The 17,961-nt window shown below is 35.6% G+C and carries 19 protein-coding genes; 18 read left to right on the top strand and 1 reads right to left on the bottom strand.

Annotated elements, in window-relative coordinates; translation table 11 throughout:
- Positions 1-104 precede the first annotated feature (104 nt).
- Positions 105-239: a YjcZ family sporulation protein gene (locus MHI57_RS06425; protein ID WP_095372706.1), complete on the bottom strand. Its 135-nt coding sequence runs from the start codon at positions 237-239 to the stop codon at positions 105-107.
- Positions 240-455: 216 nt separating this feature from the next.
- Here MHI57_RS06425 and MHI57_RS06420 point away from each other — a divergent pair, with 216 nt between their 5' ends.
- From MHI57_RS06420 to MHI57_RS06335, 18 genes are all read left to right on the top strand, one after another.
- Positions 456-1,208, top strand: coding sequence for a segregation/condensation protein A (locus tag MHI57_RS06420; RefSeq protein ID WP_095372707.1), 753 nt, complete (start codon positions 456-458; stop codon positions 1,206-1,208).
- The gene (scpB, locus tag MHI57_RS06415; RefSeq protein ID WP_340975424.1) at positions 1,209-1,790 is read left to right on the top strand and encodes an SMC-Scp complex subunit ScpB; all 582 of its coding nucleotides are present in this window, start codon (positions 1,209-1,211) and stop codon (positions 1,788-1,790) included.
- Between the two features lie 223 nt (positions 1,791-2,013).
- A complete protein-coding gene (locus tag MHI57_RS06410; RefSeq protein WP_095372709.1) occupies positions 2,014-2,370 on the top strand; it encodes a hypothetical protein in 357 nt (118 codons plus the stop codon).
- A 72-nt stretch (positions 2,371-2,442) separates the two neighbouring features.
- Entirely contained in the window at positions 2,443-2,931 is a 489-nt protein-coding gene (locus MHI57_RS06405) for a YpuI family protein (RefSeq protein WP_095372710.1), read from the top strand.
- 171 nt (positions 2,932-3,102) lie between these two features.
- Positions 3,103-3,984 (top strand): superoxide dismutase, encoded by an 882-nt coding sequence (locus MHI57_RS06400; protein ID WP_095373652.1) that lies wholly within the window; start codon positions 3,103-3,105, stop codon positions 3,982-3,984.
- A gap of 292 nt (positions 3,985-4,276) precedes the next feature.
- Complete coding sequence (locus MHI57_RS06395) at positions 4,277-5,419, top strand: D-alanyl-D-alanine carboxypeptidase family protein (protein WP_307313009.1); 1,143 nt, start codon at positions 4,277-4,279, stop codon at positions 5,417-5,419.
- Positions 5,412-5,999, top strand: a complete 588-nt coding sequence (locus tag MHI57_RS06390; RefSeq protein ID WP_095372712.1) for a nucleoside recognition domain-containing protein — start codon at positions 5,412-5,414, stop codon at positions 5,997-5,999. The genes MHI57_RS06395 and MHI57_RS06390 overlap by 8 nt, the downstream gene beginning before the upstream one ends.
- Positions 6,000-6,004: 5 nt before the next feature.
- Positions 6,005-6,535, top strand: coding sequence for a spore maturation protein (locus MHI57_RS06385; protein WP_095372713.1), 531 nt, complete (start codon positions 6,005-6,007; stop codon positions 6,533-6,535).
- A 266-nt stretch (positions 6,536-6,801) separates the two neighbouring features.
- Positions 6,802-7,533 (top strand): 23S rRNA pseudouridine(2605) synthase RluB, encoded by a 732-nt coding sequence (gene rluB, locus MHI57_RS06380; protein WP_095372714.1) that lies wholly within the window; start codon positions 6,802-6,804, stop codon positions 7,531-7,533.
- Positions 7,534-7,667: 134 nt separating this feature from the next.
- A complete protein-coding gene (gene resA / locus MHI57_RS06375; RefSeq protein WP_340975423.1) occupies positions 7,668-8,192 on the top strand; it encodes a thiol-disulfide oxidoreductase ResA in 525 nt (174 codons plus the stop codon).
- A gap of 19 nt (positions 8,193-8,211) precedes the next feature.
- Positions 8,212-9,855, top strand: coding sequence for a cytochrome c biogenesis protein ResB (resB, locus tag MHI57_RS06370; RefSeq protein WP_340975422.1), 1,644 nt, complete (start codon positions 8,212-8,214; stop codon positions 9,853-9,855).
- 2 nt (positions 9,856-9,857) lie between these two features.
- Positions 9,858-11,045, top strand: a complete 1,188-nt coding sequence (gene ccsB, locus MHI57_RS06365) for a c-type cytochrome biogenesis protein CcsB (protein WP_095372716.1) — start codon at positions 9,858-9,860, stop codon at positions 11,043-11,045.
- 122 nt (positions 11,046-11,167) lie between these two features.
- Positions 11,168-11,884 (top strand): response regulator transcription factor, encoded by a 717-nt coding sequence (locus MHI57_RS06360; protein WP_095372717.1) that lies wholly within the window; start codon positions 11,168-11,170, stop codon positions 11,882-11,884.
- The gene (locus MHI57_RS06355; protein ID WP_307313015.1) at positions 11,881-13,656 is read left to right on the top strand and encodes an ATP-binding protein; all 1,776 of its coding nucleotides are present in this window, start codon (positions 11,881-11,883) and stop codon (positions 13,654-13,656) included. Before MHI57_RS06360 ends, MHI57_RS06355 begins: the two co-directional genes overlap by 4 nt.
- 405 nt (positions 13,657-14,061) lie before the next feature.
- On the top strand, positions 14,062-14,613 hold the full coding sequence (gene sigX / locus MHI57_RS06350) for an RNA polymerase sigma factor SigX (RefSeq protein WP_095372719.1): 552 nt from the start codon (positions 14,062-14,064) through the stop codon (positions 14,611-14,613).
- Positions 14,588-15,880 carry a hypothetical protein gene (locus MHI57_RS06345; protein WP_095372720.1) on the top strand — a complete coding sequence of 431 codons (1,293 nt, stop codon included), beginning with the start codon at positions 14,588-14,590 and terminating at the stop codon, positions 15,878-15,880. Before sigX ends, MHI57_RS06345 begins: the two co-directional genes overlap by 26 nt.
- 297 nt (positions 15,881-16,177) lie before the next feature.
- The gene (locus tag MHI57_RS06340) at positions 16,178-16,825 is read left to right on the top strand and encodes a peptidoglycan DD-metalloendopeptidase family protein (RefSeq protein ID WP_445293215.1); all 648 of its coding nucleotides are present in this window, start codon (positions 16,178-16,180) and stop codon (positions 16,823-16,825) included.
- A gap of 205 nt (positions 16,826-17,030) precedes the next feature.
- Positions 17,031-17,843 (top strand): histidinol-phosphatase, encoded by an 813-nt coding sequence (locus tag MHI57_RS06335; protein ID WP_095372722.1) that lies wholly within the window; start codon positions 17,031-17,033, stop codon positions 17,841-17,843.
- Positions 17,844-17,961: the final 118 nt, after the last annotated feature.

The raw sequence follows: 17,961 nt of genomic DNA, 5'->3' as shown, positions 1-17,961 counted from the left end.
CTCCTCCTTCAAACATACAGTTGATTAATTTCATGGTATCATATAATAATGATGGAAAAAAGAAATGCCTGGCAAATTACAATGCCAGGCAATGTCTATTTACATTAAAATAACCAAGAAGCGCCTACGATAATAAGTAGGATGAAGAGAACAACGATTAAAGCAAAGCCTGCACCGAAACCGCCACCATAGCACTCTTCTTCTCTATGATGATTGTCACCATAATTTTCTCTGGACATATTTATACCTCCATTAGTACCTAATTGTCATTACCTTCTCATTGTATGTGAGTAGTTTGTCTCATGTTTGGGCTTAGGATAAAATAAAAAGTAAGTTTCTAAAAGTTGAAAAAAGAGTCCCTTGTTAAAGGAAAGAATTATGTTGGATTCGCTACGTTGAATCATCTATACTGTATAGAGTAAAGAAATAATTTTATAGAAATTTTGGTGGAACATATGGAGCATTATAATGTAAAGATTAACGCCTTCGAAGGGCCGCTCGATTTATTACTGCATTTAATTAATCGGCTCGAGATTGATATATATGATATTCCAGTCGCAGAAATTACTGAACAGTATTTAATCTATATACATACTATGCAAGAATTAGAGCTGGATATAGCAAGTGAGTATTTGGTTATGGCTGCCACGTTACTCGCTATCAAGAGTCAAATGCTACTCCCAAAGCACGAAGAAGATAACTATGACGAAGATATTGATATGGAAATGGAAGAAGATCCACGAGATGAACTCGTTGAAAGATTAATAGAGTATCGCCGTTTTAAAGAAGCAGCCGAGGACTTAAAGGAACTTGAACAAGAAAGAAGCTTATTATACACAAAAGCACCGAGTGACCTTTCTGACATGGCAAAAGAAGTGAAAATGGAACAGACCCAAGTCGACGTATCGCTTTACGATATGTTAGGTGCGCTGCAAAAGTTATTAAGAAGAAAAAAATGGAAAGAACCACTTGCAACGAAAGTAGCCAGGCAGGAAATTCCGATTGAAAAAAGAATAGACGAAGTTATACGTACACTTAGAAAAAGTAATGGCCGTAAAAACTTTAATGATTTATTTACTGCACATTCTAGAGAAGAAGTTGTTGTAACCTTTCTAGCTGTTCTAGAGTTAATGAAAAGACAGGCTGTGCTCGTTACACAAGATAATAACTTTGCAGAATTGTATGTAGAAGTAGCGGAGGGAAAGTAAGTGAGTAAGAAAGAAAATTGGAAAGCCATTTTAGAAGGGCTTTTATTTGCAGCAGGAGATGAAGGACTTAATTTGAAATCGATTGCTTCGGTATTTGAAGTGAGTGATCAAGAGGCAAGTGAAAGAATGAATCACTTAATGACTGAGTTAGCAAATAACCAAGGACGGGGATTACAAATCATTGAAATTGGTGGGTCGTATCAATTAACGACTAAAAAGGAATTAGCTGACTATTTAAAGAAACTCGTGGAAGCTCCTTCCTCCCATTCTTTATCGCAAGCTTCTTTAGAGACATTAGCAATTATTGCTTACAAGCAGCCCATTACAAGAATTGAAATCGAGGAAATTCGTGGAGTGAAGACAGAAAGACCATTACAAACACTTGTGGCAAAAGCATTAATCAAAGAAGTAGGAAGAGCTGAAGGTAATGGTCGTGCATATTTGTATGGCACGACAAAGGGTTTCTTAGATACATTTGGATTAAAAAGTTTAAAAGAGCTTCCAAAGCTACCTGATCAAGGAGACGAAGAGTTTGAGCAAACAGAAGCAGATTTGTTCTTTGATACATTAAATAATGTATAAGTGAAATAATTCTGAACAATCAACAGCTCATTTATGTTAATATAAAAACATTAAGGGTGATTTACTTGTTTAGCATAATTAAACACCAAAGGCATATATACATAATGTCAGATGGTACAAAAGAAAATTATTTCCCTTAATAAATTTATATCATCAGCAAACTTCATTATTATCAATCACGATGCTTATCAAAAAGTAGATTGAATCTGAAGGAGGGTTCTGATTGTTCATTCTGCAATCGAAAGGATGGTCGCTTGAAAAAACTCTTCCTAATTCCTTCGAAGATTTTTTTAATAAAAGTGAAGTCATTTATGAGGAAGATGGAGAGGAAAGAAAATTCACATTAACTTATTTGCAGTACTTTGAAGAAAAGCTTGATCAATTGACATCATATGAACAGTCAGTAAGTGATAGAACTTTTAAGGATATTGCAGCGCTAGCTTCTCTTCTCAATCATCCGGAATTGAAGCTGAGAAAACGGTTATTTATAAGTGATGAGACCGCTTTTATACGGTTATTTGAGGGATTTGATTTTAAGCAAATATCTAACATAATAGAAACAATGATGCAGAATAAATGAAGAGCTGATATAAACAAATTGGCTGAAGAACGAAATGGATAAAAGAGTAGCTAAATATACGGGAGGAAAATGATGGGAAATTCTATAGTTGAATCACAAATGGAAGATGTGCAACAATTCCTTAGTAATACGGTAAGCACTTTTGAGAACTTCTTAAATGAAACAACCTTGTCGGTACTTAAAGAGGAAGGACAGGGTGATGAGCGATATTATAAAAGCATTTTATCGAATTTGAGAAAGCTTCTAGTGTTTTGCGAGGAAGGTCATGAAGCATGTCGCATCATACTCATGAGTGATCAATTTCAGCGGGGAGCAGCTGAGCAAACATTGTATAAACTTTACCATCATTGTATTGAAGAGTTTTTCTCACCTAAAAATGATGCGTGGTATGAGAATAGTCGTTCAGCGTATACAGGAAAGAATTCAATTCGTTTTCATCACGAAGTACCCGTTCGCCTTGAGAACTTATTTAGAGGATTAGAAAGCGATTTCCAAAAGATAAGAGAAGAACTAGAATACTACGAAACAGATTATCGTACAAAAATGATGCAATCCAAATAAATAATGAAATACTTTAGAATGAGCTAAGGCACGGACAAATTTGTTCGTGCTTTTTTGTGTCTATAGCGTTCAAAATGATAAGCATCATGTAGAATGGCTAAAAAACGATATTATTTATCATTACTATACATATGATGTAGTGAAGAGGAGGGATTTAGCTTGAATCATCGTATGAATGAATACTTAAAGAATGTGTTTCAATGGAATGAAGATATGAGGGCTTTTTTGGAGAGTGAAAATATTGAAGAGAGCAATGAGCTATGGGATAAACTTGATCATATGACAGCCATTATGGAGACAATTGATCATAGTATGGGAGACAAGGAAATAGAAGAAATTCACGAAAAAGTAGAAGAACTTCACGGTGAGATGGAACAGTATTTCAATCACCGATTATCACTTGGACAAATTTATGTTAATGAAGTAAGTGTTCAAGCTGGAAAGCATGAACTTCCACCTTTACCTTATGGATATAATGCTTTAGAACCGTATATCTCAGAAGAAATCATGAGATTACATCATGATAAGCATCACAAAAGTTATGTGGATGGACTGAATAAAGCAGAAAAAGAATTAGAAAAGGCGAGAAATTCGGGCGATTTTTCTCTAGTTAAACATTGGTCAAGAGAATTGGCTTTTAATGGATCAGGCCATTATTTGCATACGATATTTTGGGGAAATATGAGTCCGCAAGGTGGTGGAGAACCTACGGGGGAATTGAAAAAAGAAATAGTCAAATACTTTGGTAGCTTTGAAGCTTTTAAAAAACATTTTACAGAAGCGGCAAAGCAAGTAGAAGGTTCAGGTTGGACCATTCTTGTTTGGTCTCCGAGAGCTAGACATTTAGAAGTATTACAATCTGAAAAACATCAAAACTTAACACAATGGGACACGATCCCGTTACTTGTGTTAGATGTTTGGGAGCATGCCTATTATTTACAATATAAAAATGACAAAGGTGCTTATATTGACAGTTGGTGGAATATTGTAAACTGGGACAATGTTTCAAGAAGGTTTCAAAAAGCACATGAAATGAAATGGCAGCCTTTTTAAGAAAATAGCACAAGAAAACAGGCAGTTGCTTATGTTTTTTACACCCCGCAAGAGTATTGAGCTTTCATCTCTTGCGGAACCTCAATCATAGTCAGTCAACAAAGTCCAAGTGATCCAACAGTTTACAATACCCGTATCCTTACCCCAATTTGAATGAATAGTTCAACTCCTTTCGATGAAGGTTGATAAAATACAGCCTACTAATTTATGAACCGATCGCCATGAATCTGTCATAACAAAACTTGTCCTGCATAGAATTGTACAAACCATAAAATGAGACGGGGTTTGTGCGATGAAGAAATGGAAAAACCTAATCACTATTCTCATAATGTCCACCTTATTGCTTAGTTTAAGTCCACAACTAGTAGAGGCGAAGCCCTCTGTTAGTGCTAGAAATGCAGTATTAATCGAACAGGAATCAGGTAGAATTATTTATGATAAGGCAGCCAATGATCGAAACCGGATTGCTAGTATAACAAAAATTATGACAGCAATATTGGCGATTGAATCAAATAAGCTAGAAGAAGATGTGAAAGTAACTGATACGATTTTAAAAGCAGAAGGCTCATCCATTTATTTGAAACCGGGGGAAGAAATCAAACTAGAAGATTTGGTTTATGGCTTAATGCTTCGCTCGGGTAATGATGCGGCAGTTGCGATTGCAGAGTATGTAGGCGGAAGCTTAGATGGCTTTGTGTATTTAATGAATCAGAAGGCTGAAGAAATAGGCATGACAAATACGCATTTTGAAAATCCACATGGGCTTGACGATCATGAAAATCACTATTCAACTGCCTATGATATGGCGTTACTTACTCGCTATGCAATGAAAAATGAGACGTATCAAAAAATAGCAGGGACAAAATCTTATCGATCTGAAAACAGAGATTACAGCTGGAATAATAAAAATCGTTTATTGACCCAGCTTTATAAATATACAACTGGTGGAAAGACTGGTTATACAAAAAGAGCAAAAAGGACTTTAGTAACAACAGCGACAAAAAACAATCTTGATCTAATTGCCGTTACGTTAAATGGACCGGATGATTGGAATGATCATATTGCTATGTATGAGGGTGCATTTGATCAATATGAACAAGTTGAAGTATTGAGTGAAGGGAGAATTAAGGGGGTAGAATATGCTTTCTACAAAGATAAGGTATCACTGCACTCCTCCTTTTCATACCCGGTAACAGAAAAAGAGAAAGAATCTTTTCGGATTAAATATAATTTTATTGAACCGAAAGAGAGTTGGAGAAAAGGTGAAAAATCACCTGAAATAGTAGGAAAAGCCGTTGTTTACTTAAATGATGAAGCAATTAAAACTTTGCCTATTCACTATAATCAGGCTGGAGTTAAAGAAGAAAAAGGAAAATTTTTTGATTACTTCAAACATCTGTTTATAAGGATATTAGGAGTACAACAACATGATTAATGTTATATGGGCAGGGTTAGCGATCATTGGTATCGTTTTTGCCATGATTAATGGAACTATAAGTGATGTAAATGAAGCGATATTTAAAGGGGCAAAAGAAGCAGTCACATTATGTATTGGTTTAATCAGCATATTAGTCTTTTGGCTAGGAATGATGAAAATAGCCGAACATGCAGGTCTATTAGACAAGCTGGCTAAACTATTTAAACCATTTATATCAAGACTTTTTCCGGATGTACCGAAAGATCATCCGGCAATGGGCTATATATTATCGAATATGATGGCCAATTTGTTCGGCTTAGGGAATGCTGCTACACCTCTAGGGATTAAAGCAATGGAACAATTAAAAGCATTAAATGGTGAAAGTACAGAAGCAAGTCGTTCTATGATCACATTTCTTGCCATCAATACATCAAGTATTACATTAATTCCAACAACAATTATCGCCATCCGCATGAATTACGGGTCAGCTAGTCCAACTGACATCGTTGGTCCTACCCTTATAGCGACAATTTGTTCGACCATTTCCGCTATTTTGATTGATAGATACTTTTATTACAGGAGATCACGAAAAGGATGAGATAGATGGAAATAGTATCTTTAATTTCTCTTTGGTTTATTCCCGTACTTATAGGTTTTATATTAGTCTACGCGACGTTTAAAAAAGTACCGACTTATGAGAGTTTTGTAGAAGGTGGGAAAGATGGCATTAAAATTGCTATCTCAATCATTCCTTTCTTAGTAGGTATGATGGTAGCTATTGCTATCTTTCGAGCATCAGGTGCATTAGAATACTTTCTTGATTTCATCAGACCATTATTTGTGGCTATCGGGATTCCAGCAGATGTTGTCCCACTCGCTATTATTCGTCCAATATCAGGTAATGCTGCCTTAGGAATGACAACTGATTTAATAGCTGAACACGGACCAGATTCATTAATTGGAAGAATGGCATCTGTCATTCAAGGGAGTACAGATACAACCTTTTATGTATTGACTGTTTATTTTGGAGCAGTCGGTATTAAGAAGATGGGTGATGCGTTGAAAGTTGGCCTATTAGCAGACTTAGCAGGTTTTATCGCTGCCATCCTTATTGTATTACTTGTCTTTTCATAATGTAGTCTTTTATTTATAAAAGAGGAAGCTGAACAAATTTGGATCATTTGTTTGGTTTTTTTTTGTGCAGTGTGATAACAGCTTACTACAATGCTTCTTTTATGTTAGAATTGCCTACTAACTGTTCAAATTCAAAGAGAAGGGAATGACTATTGTATACTTAGTTTAAAAATGTACAATTTGGTTAAAAAATGCGCTCTTTGAAAAAACTTGAACTTATGGCATAATTCATATGGACAGTAATAGAGATTTTGAGGTGACTGATAATGGAAAGATTACAGAAAGTCATAGCCCATGCAGGGGTTGCATCTAGGAGAAAAGCGGAGCAACTTATTGTAGATGGCCGTGTAAAGGTTAATGGTAAAATTGTAAAAGAATTAGGGGTGAAAGTGACACCTTCTGATAAAGTCGAAGTTGATGGTATCCCGGTTGAGGGTGAAGAGCCGGTTTATTTTCTTCTATATAAGCCAAGAGGTGTATTATCAAGTGTTGCGGATGACAAAGGTAGAAAAGTGGTAACCGATTACTTTGAACATGTGAAACAAAGAATTTATCCAGTGGGTCGATTAGATTATGATACATCAGGATTATTATTATTGACGAATGATGGTGAATTCGCGAACTTGCTTATGCATCCAAGAAATGAAATTGAAAAAGTATATGTAGCGAAGGTAAAGGGCATTCCTTCTAAAGAAAGTTTAAATCATTTACAAAGAGGTGTCCGCTTGGAAGATGGAAAAACGGCTCCTGCACGAGTAAAAGTGCTTAGTAGTGATAAACAAAAACAAACAGCGATAATCGAATTAACGATTCACGAAGGCAGAAACCGTCAAGTGAGAAGAATGTTTGAGGCTGTTGGTCATCAAGTGCAAAAGCTTAAAAGAGAAAGATACGGATTCCTTCAATTGAACGGACTTTCAGCGGGCGGGGCAAGAGAACTTACAGCACATGAAGTAAAGCAATTTAGGGCATTAGCTAAAAAGAGTACAGGTAAATAAATGAAAAAGTCATAGAGTTGTCACATTTCCTTCACACCGTTTACAAGGACTGTTTTCATACTAGTGATATAATAAATACCAAATTGTTAAAATAATGCTAAAAATTTGTGTCTTAACTTTGGGAGGAATTTTTCATGAAAAAACGACGGCTCGTTATGAGGACAGCGATATTAGTGATTCTATTTGCAGCCGTTGCTTACACGCTATATGCAAACTTTAATAAGGATAATGTGCATAAAGTACAAATAGGTAAAGAAGCTCCTGATTTTGTATTAGTCGATATGGGTGGAAAAGAGCATCAATTATCTGACTATAAAGGCCAAGGCGTTTTTTTGAACTTTTGGGGTACTTGGTGTAAGCCTTGCGAAAAAGAAATGCCATTTATCAACAATCAATATGAACAATTTAAAGATCAAGGGGTTCAAACAATCGCAGTAAACATAAGTGAATCGAATCTAGCAGTGAATAAGTTTATTGAAAGACATGGCATGACTTTTCCGGTAGTCATTGATAAAAATGAAGATGTAAAGGCAGCATATGGAATCGGTCCTTTGCCTGCGACTTTTCTCATTAATCCTGAAGGTGAAGTCGTGAAATATCATACGGGGACTTTGACAGAACCAATGGTAAAAGATTTTATGACGCAAATCAAACCGTAATTATTGGGGAGTTTTTATGATGAAACAAGTAAAGTGTGAATGTGGCCATGTAAACCCTCATGGTACAGTCCTATGTGAATCATGCGGTCGTGTGTTAGTAGAAGAAGAGAAAAGTAAAAAGCTCGTTGATATGCGTTATGAGGGCAGTGCGAGAAGGTCACAAACGTACAACAAAACAATCATTGATAAAATATGGAACTTCTTTTCTTCTGTTAAAGTAGGGGTAACTTTAATCATTATTACATTAGCCGCTTCAGCAATTGGTACCATTTTCCCGCAAGAAATGTATATACCGCCTACAGAAAATGCATCCGTTTATTATGAGGATCAATACGGGTTTGCTGGGGAAGTGTATTATACGTTAGGATTTCACAACCTGTATAGCTCATGGTGGTATTTATTGCTCATTGCTTCGATTGGCGTATCTCTGGTTATATGTAGTCTTGATCGTGTCGTACCTCTATACCGTGCCTTGAAAAAACAAAGAGTCGATCGGCATGAAGGGTTTTTAAAACGCCAAAGATTATATAGAGCTACAACCTTGGCTTCTGTAGAAGAGGATTCATTTGAGAAAATCAAGGCGAAACTAAAGGAAAAACGCTACAACATAAGAGAAGAGAATGGGAGTATACTTGCTGAGAAAAATCGATTTTCAAGATGGGGCCCTTATATAAACCATATTGGGTTGATCATTTTTTTAATTGGAGGCATGTTGCGTTTTGTGCCAGGAATGTATGTTGACGAATTGCTATGGATCCGTGAAGGTGAAACAGTCGTTATCCCAGAAACAAAAGGCGAGTATTATCTGGAAAATCACGAATTTATTCTAGAAACTTATGAAAAGGAAAAAGAAAATGAAGCGTTTTCAACAGCGATAGAAAACAATGGTACAGTCGCGAAGAACTTTCAAACAAATGTGAGCCTTTACAAAGAATCTGGAGAAACGATTGCAGGGCAAGACCCAGAACTAGAAAAGGTAGAAGACTATGAATTAAGGGTAAATGAACCTTTAAAGTTTGAACAGTTTGCTCTTTATCAACAAAGCTATAAACTAGGTGAGCTAAGCGAAATGTCGTTTGCTTTAACGAATAAAGAAACAAATGAAGAATTTGGTCAAATGACGATTGATTTACATAACCCACAAGATGAATATACATTTGAAAATGGATACAGTGTTGAGCTAATGAGCTATTTCCCTGATTTTGAATTTGATGAAAATTCAGAGCCAGTCACGAAATCACGCGTGCCGAACAACCCAGCGTTTATCTTTAAAATGTTCTCACCCGAACATCCTGATGGAGAAGTTAGCTTCGTTGCTATACAACAAACGATTGAACCATATGGTGATAATGACTTAAAGATGGCCTTTAAAGGAGTAGACACGCAAAATGTTAGTGCTTTGACCGTAAGAAAAGACTTAACACTTCCTATTCTAGCTATAGGTGGTCTCATCTTCATGATTGGTGTCGTGCAAGGTGCATACTGGAACCATCGCAGAGTATGGGTTAGAAGGTTAGGAGATCAAGTTTTAGTTGCGGGTCATACAAATAAAAATTGGCACGGACTTAAGAGAGAGATCACCCATGTATTTGATGGTAGTGGTATTCAAGAACCGATTGACCAATCAGATGAAACAACAAATAAGAAGGGTAAGGAGGAGTAATAATGGTTGCATTAAGTGGAAATTTATTATTTATCGCCTTTTTGCTCTATTTAGTAGGCACGGCTTTTTTTGCCGGTTCGATTAAGGACAAGAAAGCAAGAGAAAAAGATCATGGACCAAATAAGTGGGCAAAAATAGGTGTTACGATAGCGATTGCCGGATTTATATGTCAAGTAGGTTATTTTATTACAAGATGGATAGCAGCTGGACATGCACCAGTAAGTAATTTATTTGAGTTTACAACATTCTTTGGCATGTGTTTAGTTGGGGCGTTTATTGTCATTTATTTTGTTTATAAGCTTCCTGCCCTTGGGTTATTTACATTACCAGTGGCACTTCTCCTTATTGGTTATGCTGCCATGTTCCCAAGGGACATTACACCATTGGTCCCATCTCTTCAAAGTAATTGGCTTCATATCCATGTAACAACAGCAGCGTTAGGACAAGCGATTTTAGCGATTAGCTTTGTTGCTGGCTTAATCTATTTAATCAAAGCAGTGGATCATACGAAAAAAACAAAAGAGGCAATCTGGTTAGAAGTTGTTCTCTTTGGAGTTGTCTGTACACTAGGTTTTATTATCATTTCTTCCGTATTTGGGGCAACAGGCTATAAGTCAGAGTTTCATTGGGTTGATAATAATAATGTAGAAGAAACGTTAGAATATCACTTACCTGCTCTCGTTGGGCCTCATGAAGGTGAACATTTAACGCCGGATAAATTTAGCCCATTGGTGGAGACTCCTGGTATCATTAATGCCAAAAAGTTAAATACTGTTTTATGGTCATTGTTTACAGGAGCAATTCTCTATTTGCTATTTAGGTTATTTGTTAGAAAACGAATGACGCTAGCCTTGCAACCACTAACGAAGAGAGTAAATTTAGATTTAGTCGATGAAGTAGGTTACCGATCTGTCCTAATTGGTTTTCCGGTGTTTACATTAGGAGCGTTAATTTTTGCCATGATATGGGCACAGATCGCTTGGTCGCGATTTTGGGGCTGGGATCCTAAAGAAGTGTGGGCATTAATTACTTGGTTATTCTATGCAGCATACCTCCACCTCAGATTATCAAAAGGTTGGCATGGTAAAAAATCTGCTTGGCTCGGTGTAATTGGGTTTATTATTATCATGTTTAACTTAATTGTTGTCAACTTAGTTATTGCCGGGTTGCATTCCTATGCAGGATCGTGAAAATTTTGCTAAAATAGAATTGAGCATTAAGGTAGTGCTAGATTTTATGCCTTCACTTCACATGTAGTGGAGTGAAGGCTTTTTTCTATGAAAATAATCTTCATTCTAAAGGAGTGCTATAAATGGATAATGAAGTAAAAGTTTTAGTTGTTGATGATGAAGAGAGAATTCGCCGATTATTAAAAATGTATTTAGAGAGAGAAGACTATGTTATTGAAGAAGCAGAAGATGGTGACGAGGCACTAGATAAAGCCCTAACAAATGAATATGATGTCATTCTTTTAGATCTAATGATGCCAGGTAAAGATGGGATAGAAGTTTGTAAAGAAATAAGAGAAAAGAAAACAACACCAATCATTATGCTTACGGCAAAAGGTGAGGAAGTAAATCGCGTCCAAGGATTTGAAGTAGGTACAGATGATTATATCGTCAAGCCCTTTAGTCCTAGAGAAGTGGTTTTAAGAGTGAAGGCATTGCTAAGAAGGTCGTCTAAATCTTCTTACGTCCCACCAGAAACAACTGCTAAAGATATCATTGTCTTTCCTTATTTAACAATAGACAATGATGCTCACCGTGTATTAGCAGATGGTAAAGAAGTAAGCTTGACTCCTAAAGAATATGAGCTGCTTTACTTTTTGGCTAAAGCACCAGATAAAGTATTTGATCGTGAACAGTTACTAAAAGAAGTATGGCATTATGAATTCTTTGGTGACTTGCGTACAGTAGACACACATGTAAAAAGGTTGCGAGAAAAATTAAACAAAGTATCAGAGCAAGCTGCTAGAATGATTGTTACTGTTTGGGGAGTGGGTTATAAGTTTGAGGTTGTAAATGAATGAGGTTATGGCATAGTGTTGTAGGGAAACTATGGGCAACTTTTCTTATACTGGTCTCCTTTGTCTTATTTATTTTAACGGTTATGTTGCTGCAATTCTTTGAGAATTATCATATTGATCAAACAGAAAAGGGATTGAAGGCAACTGCCAATAAAATAGCAATGATCTTGGAAAAACATGATCGTGAAATAGGACTGGAAATTGCTTGGGAGCTAGTGGATGAAGTGACAAAAGTAATTATTATTGCTGATGATCAAGTGTACTATTCTCCCAATGAAAGTCAAACATTCGAGTTGCCACTATCCTATTTACATGGTGACCCAGATTTAAAAGCTGTTTTTACAAAAAATGAATCAGTTACTAAGGTGTCTTCTTATTTAACAAATGGTGGAGAAGGAAATATAGATAATCCTGATATACTGATTAGCGGGGTCCCACTTCCGCCTTCAAATGAAAGTGATGGTGCAGTATTTATATATCAATCTTTGGAGGTTATGCAAGAAACAACAGAGTCAACGACTAAGTTTACTTTATTAGCCGCTGGGGTAGCGATTATTTTAACAACTATTTTTGCCTTCTTCTTGTCAACGAGGATTACTGCACCACTTAGAAAAATGAAAGAAGCCGTCACAGCAGCATCACGAGGGAATTTTGATACAAAAGTACCTTATCTTTCTAAAGATGAAATAGGTGATTTAGCGATTACCTTTAATCGGATGGGCCGGCAGTTGAAATATAATATTGATGCTTTAAGTCAAGAGAAAGAACAATTATCTAGTATTTTAAGCAGTATGGCAGATGGTGTATTCACCTTTAGTAAAGATGGTGAAATTGTGATAACAAATCCACCCGCAGACCGTTTTCTGCGTAATTGGTCCTATGAACGTGAAGATGGTCTCACTAATAGTGTACCTGCTTATGTAATGGAGTTGTTCCAAACAGCTGTAAATACAGAAAGTGAAAGTATAGGTGAAGTAAATATTCAAGGGCGAACGTGGGTAATGATTATTAGTCCTTTATATAATGAAACCTATATTCGGGGTGCTGTTGCAGTTATCCGTGATATGACAGAGGAACGACAACTTGATAAATTACGCAAAGATTTTATCGCCAACGTCTCTCATGAATTACGGACACCAATTGCTTTAATGCAAGGGTATAGTGAAGCAATTGTCGATGACATCGCTGGTACTGAGGATGAAAAGAAAGAAATGGCTAAAGTTATTTATGATGAATCGTTAAGAATGAGTAGACTTGTGAATGAACTACTAGATATCGCAAGGATGGAAGCTGGCCATATTCAGCTTATTCGTGAAGCTGTAGAAGTAAAATCATTTATTCTAAAAGTTACTAGAAAGTTTCAAAGACTGGCGGCTGAAAAGAAAATTATATTAGCTGAGTCATTGGAAGATAAAGGGGTTTGGGCAAGCTTTGATCCTGATCGGATGGAGCAAGTCTTGACCAATCTGATAGATAATGCTATTAGACATACTCCTGAAGGTGGACAAGTCACTGTCGTTCAACGTAGTAACGAAAAAGGGCTAATGATAGAGGTTGTTGATTCTGGATCTGGAATTCCAGAAGAAGATTTGCCATTTGTATTTGAAAGGTTTTATAAAGCAGATAAAGCACGAACAAGAGGAAGATCTGGAACAGGGCTTGGCCTCGCAATTGCCAAAAATATTGTCGATACCCATAAAGGTCAAATCACTGTTCAGAGTAAAATTGGACATGGTACGACATTTTCCATCTTTCTTCCGAAAAGTCATGAATAGTCAGCGCTATTCTTGACGAATTCTCTTGATTCATAAGGAACATTCCAATCATAAAAATGAAATATAGTAACTGCGATTCAAAAAACCGGACATGAACTCCTAATTAAGAGTGCGTGTTCGGTTTTTTTATTCCTGTTTACGTATGAATGTCAATACCACATGGGATTAATATAAGGCCTTCTTTTGAATTTTATCTCTAACAAGTATAAAAGAGCTGGATATGTGATGATTCAGACAATCGATGTGCATTTGGCAAACCATTCATGTCAGAAAACAGAAGCGAAATAAGCAAAAAGAGATTTCCTAAAGAAACCCTTCCATTTTAATTTCATTAATACTATAGTTAGAGTGTAACTTTTTTAATTCTAATAACGACTATTATTTATGAACGGGGAGGGGAAGTTATTGGACTCCGTTTTCGATGAATTATATACAAAATACCATCAGGATGTATTTCAATTCTTATTCTATATGGTGAGAGATCGAGAGCTGGCAGAAGATCTTATGCAAGAAGTATATATAAGAGTTTTGAAGTCATATGATAAATTCGAAGGCAAGAGTAGTGAAAAAACATGGCTATTCTCAATTGCAAGGAATGTGGCCATTGATTCATTTAGAAAACAAAAAGGCTGGAAACAAAAAATAATTGAAAAATTTGATTGGTCAAAGCAACAGATTAAAGATGAACACCCTATGCCAGAGGAAGTAGTTATGCAGAGTCAGGAAATCCAAATGATATATCGGTGCATGGAGAAGTGTTCAGTGGACCAACGAACGGTTATTATAATGAGATATATTCAAGAACTATCCATTGCTGAGACGGCAGCAACTCTAGGCTGGACGGAAAGTAAAGTGAAAACTACGCAACACAGAGCATTAAAGGCTCTGAAGAAAAACATGTCTGACATGTGGGAAAAGGAGGGGTTAAATAGTGAAAAAACAAGATTGGAAAGATGATCACATCGAAGAACTATTGAAACAACTTCCTAAAATTACTAACCACATAAGTAAGCAAGATATGTATCAACAAATGATGATATTTAAAGAGCAGAAGAAAAGAAAAAGGTGGTTAACCCCATCTGTAGCTTCTGCAGTTGCTGTTTTATTGTTATGTATTCTCGTTCCGACCATGATCAATTTTCAAGATTCAGCCGGAAGTAATATAGATGATAGCGAGCAAGAGAATCAATTGGCATCGAATGCGACTCAACAAAAGGAAGTAAACGATGAGATAACAAATGACGAGAGTAATCATACGCAAGAAAATACGGAAGACATAGTAAAGGATGAAGAAGTAACTCCGCAAGAAGATATAGATCAGACGGATGAAATTTATGCTCAAAATGACCAGTCAGAAGAGGCCAATGATAATAATGAGCAACCAGTGACACAGCAAATTGAACCAACTGCAGTCTATGCGGAAGATATTAAAGATCAAGAGGAAGTTTTAACTTATTCTATACCGGATCATAATGTTCAAAATTTTATTCCCATTAGTGTGATGGTAAATAAAGAAGCAGATCTTTCTAAAATGGAATTATTCATTAATCATATGTCAGATTTAAAAGAAGCTGAATGGGGGTTAGGGGAGCTAAACCCATTTAATGCGGACTTTCATTATGATACTTCAAATCAAGTGCTTGCAGTTGATTTTCCTGCTGCAACAAATATTTCATCAAGCAGTCAATCAGAAGCAATAAAAGAAATATTAACGGATATGATGGCTGATTTTAATATAGAGAAAATCGATTTATTAACAGATGGTGAACAAGGGCTAGAGATGGGAAATGAAGGCTTTACAGAAGAAATAGATCAAGTTGATACGTCTAATAAATCTGCTTACTATTTTTACTATCCTAACGAAGAATGGACAACGCCTTTCCTTGTTCCGTTTAGAGAAAAAATAAACTCAGTGACAGATGCTTTTGCAGCAATGAAAAAAGGGATTGAAACTTATAACCTGAAAGCTTCTATACCTAATGACATAGACTTTGAAACGGAAGTCGTTTCCGATGAACAATTATTAATTACTTTTGAAGATGATGCCGATATAAAGAATGATGAGGAAACTTTATATACGATTGAAGCGATTCTATTAACAGCCAAGGAATTTGAATATAATGAGGTTAAGTTGGAAAATACCGAAATTGATCAAATTGGTCGGTTTGATTTAGAAAAAGAAATTCAAGTGCCGGTAGCACCTAATAAAAGGGATTTACCATAAGAAAGAATAAAAAGTTGGTAATTATGACTGTAAAAGTCTAATATTACCAACTTTTTTGCGTTTTTGACAAAGGTAATATTGAAAAAAGTAAAACACTCATAACTATAATTTTAAAATAAGGTGCTACATTAAAAAAAGAAAAATTTATTTTTATATACATATTTTTTAAAAACTCGTACATAGTAATGGATGTGTTTTTTGGCAGGATTTGTCGTAATCATAGAGTAATTAATTTGTCTATATAATATAACCGCTATAGGAGGCAAAGTTTTGAAGTATAAAGTAAGCCGTTTATTCATGTTCGGAAGTATATGTTTTCTTTTTTTAATATTCAGTAGTGAAAAAAATGCTTTAGCAGACTCTTGGCCAGAAAAAACAAAAAATTGGGTATGGCCAGTAGAAGGGGTCATCACAGATACATATGGAACTAGAGGAGGACATCATAAAGGGATTGATATTGCTGCAGAGATAGGTACACCTATTCACTCAGTGGATAGTGGAGTAGTTACAAGATCATATTACTCTGATACATATGGTAATGTTGTGTTTATACAGCATCATAACGATACAGAAACCATTTATGCTCATTTGAAAAAGCGTTTAGTATTTGAAGGTGAAGTGATTTCAGCAGGCGATACAATAGGAGAGATGGGGAATACCGGTGATTCCTCAGGGGTTCATTTGCATTTTGAAGTTCACGCAAACGAATGGACCTTTTCTAAGGAGAATGCGCTTGATCCTTTTTTAGTATTTAATCACGATGAGGATACGATACTTGTTTCAGGAAAAATGAACGGACCTTATATGGATACGTATGAAGTGAAAACAGGAGATACGTTATGGTCGATTAGTGAAAGGTATAATGTGACGGTAGCAGAATTGGTAAATAAGAATGGATTGCGGTCAGAAAACATATATCCTAATCAAATATTACAGGTTCCCTAAATTGAAAGGAATACATACAAGGTACGTACATGTAATATGAAAATAAATGAAAAGGTTGTATTTTTTTAAAAAATCGCATCTTTTTTCAATCAAAATAATTTGACGCCATTTAAGTATTGATTATTCTAAAAAAATAGTTAAATCTCATTGTCCATGCCTCTTTTAAGGCGTATAATTGTTACATACAATTGAGGAGGCAGGCAAAATGTTAACGGATTATCATAATCATTTAGAGAACGGTACACTTACATTAGACTATTTAGAACAATTTACAAACGCGGCTAATAATAAAAATATTGGTTCATTTGGTATTTCTGAACATGCTTATCACTTTTACCAAACGGCAGATATTCTGCAAAATAAATGGGTAAATGAAAGACGATATTATGATATGAAGGATTATGTATCATTATTTCACCAAGCATGGAATAAAGAAATAGATGTAAAAATGTCCATTGAAATGGATTATACACCTGGAAAGCATAAGGAAATGGAGAAATTCATTCAATCATATGATTTTGATTATGTGATTGGCTCTGTCCATTGGGTAGGTGACTTTGGCATAGATTTAGCTGAGTACAAAAAGGAATGGGAACGGCGCGATCTTTATGATGTATATCGTAAATATTATGATCAGATAGTTACTTTGGCTCAATCTAATCTATTTGATATTGTCGGCCATATTGACTTAGTGAAGATTTTTAAGTATGTTCCTCAGGATGAAGAGTTTCTATTAGAACAATATGAAAGAGCAACTGATGCTTTAGCACAATCAAAAACATGCGTGGAAATTAGTAGTGCTGGTTTAAGAAAACCTGTGGGTGAGCTATATCCAGATCCAAGATTATTACGAAAATGTTTTGAGAAGAATATACCAATCGTTCTATCGTCTGATGCTCATTTTCCCGAGCATGTTGGTGCAGACTTTGATCAATCGCTTGCATTAGCAAAAGAAATTGGATATTCATCCATCATGACTTTTTCAAAAGGTGAACGTAAAGAATACCCTTTAGGCTAGAAATAATGATGAATAGTGCTCAATTTAAAAAAGTCATTCATAAAATGAACAGGTTCTAATTGGAATCTGTTTGTGTTGTGAATGACTTTTACTTTTATCCTAAATATAAAAAAGAGTG

The organism is Cytobacillus sp. FSL K6-0129 (assembly GCF_038007625.1).
GTDB lineage: Bacteria > Bacillota > Bacilli > Bacillales > Cytobacillaceae > Cytobacillus > Cytobacillus kochii.
Note: the sequence above shows the minus strand (reverse complement) of the source record. Positions and strands in the feature narration are given on the sequence as shown.

Excerpts from the sequence above, each read along its gene's own strand:
- MHI57_RS06425 (WP_095372706.1), bottom strand. The coding sequence starts at position 239 with ATGTCCAGAGAAAATTATGGTGACAATCATCATAGAGAAGAAGAGTGC.
- MHI57_RS06420 (WP_095372707.1), top strand. The coding sequence starts at position 456 with ATGGAGCATTATAATGTAAAGATTAACGCCTTCGAAGGGCCGCTCGAT.
- MHI57_RS06405 (WP_095372710.1), top strand. The coding sequence starts at position 2,443 with ATGGGAAATTCTATAGTTGAATCACAAATGGAAGATGTGCAACAATTC.
- MHI57_RS06400 (WP_095373652.1), top strand. The coding sequence starts at position 3,103 with ATGAATGAATACTTAAAGAATGTGTTTCAATGGAATGAAGATATGAGG.
- MHI57_RS06395 (WP_307313009.1), top strand. The coding sequence starts at position 4,277 with ATGAAGAAATGGAAAAACCTAATCACTATTCTCATAATGTCCACCTTA.
- MHI57_RS06390 (WP_095372712.1), top strand. The coding sequence starts at position 5,412 with ATGATTAATGTTATATGGGCAGGGTTAGCGATCATTGGTATCGTTTTT.
- MHI57_RS06385 (WP_095372713.1), top strand. The coding sequence starts at position 6,005 with ATGGAAATAGTATCTTTAATTTCTCTTTGGTTTATTCCCGTACTTATA.
- rluB (WP_095372714.1), top strand. The coding sequence starts at position 6,802 with ATGGAAAGATTACAGAAAGTCATAGCCCATGCAGGGGTTGCATCTAGG.
- resA (WP_340975423.1), top strand. The coding sequence starts at position 7,668 with ATGAAAAAACGACGGCTCGTTATGAGGACAGCGATATTAGTGATTCTA.
- resB (WP_340975422.1), top strand. The coding sequence starts at position 8,212 with ATGAAACAAGTAAAGTGTGAATGTGGCCATGTAAACCCTCATGGTACA.
- ccsB (WP_095372716.1), top strand. The coding sequence starts at position 9,858 with ATGGTTGCATTAAGTGGAAATTTATTATTTATCGCCTTTTTGCTCTAT.
- MHI57_RS06360 (WP_095372717.1), top strand. The coding sequence starts at position 11,168 with ATGGATAATGAAGTAAAAGTTTTAGTTGTTGATGATGAAGAGAGAATT.
- MHI57_RS06355 (WP_307313015.1), top strand. The coding sequence starts at position 11,881 with ATGAGGTTATGGCATAGTGTTGTAGGGAAACTATGGGCAACTTTTCTT.
- MHI57_RS06340 (WP_445293215.1), top strand. The coding sequence starts at position 16,178 with ATGTTCGGAAGTATATGTTTTCTTTTTTTAATATTCAGTAGTGAAAAA.
- MHI57_RS06335 (WP_095372722.1), top strand. The coding sequence starts at position 17,031 with ATGTTAACGGATTATCATAATCATTTAGAGAACGGTACACTTACATTA.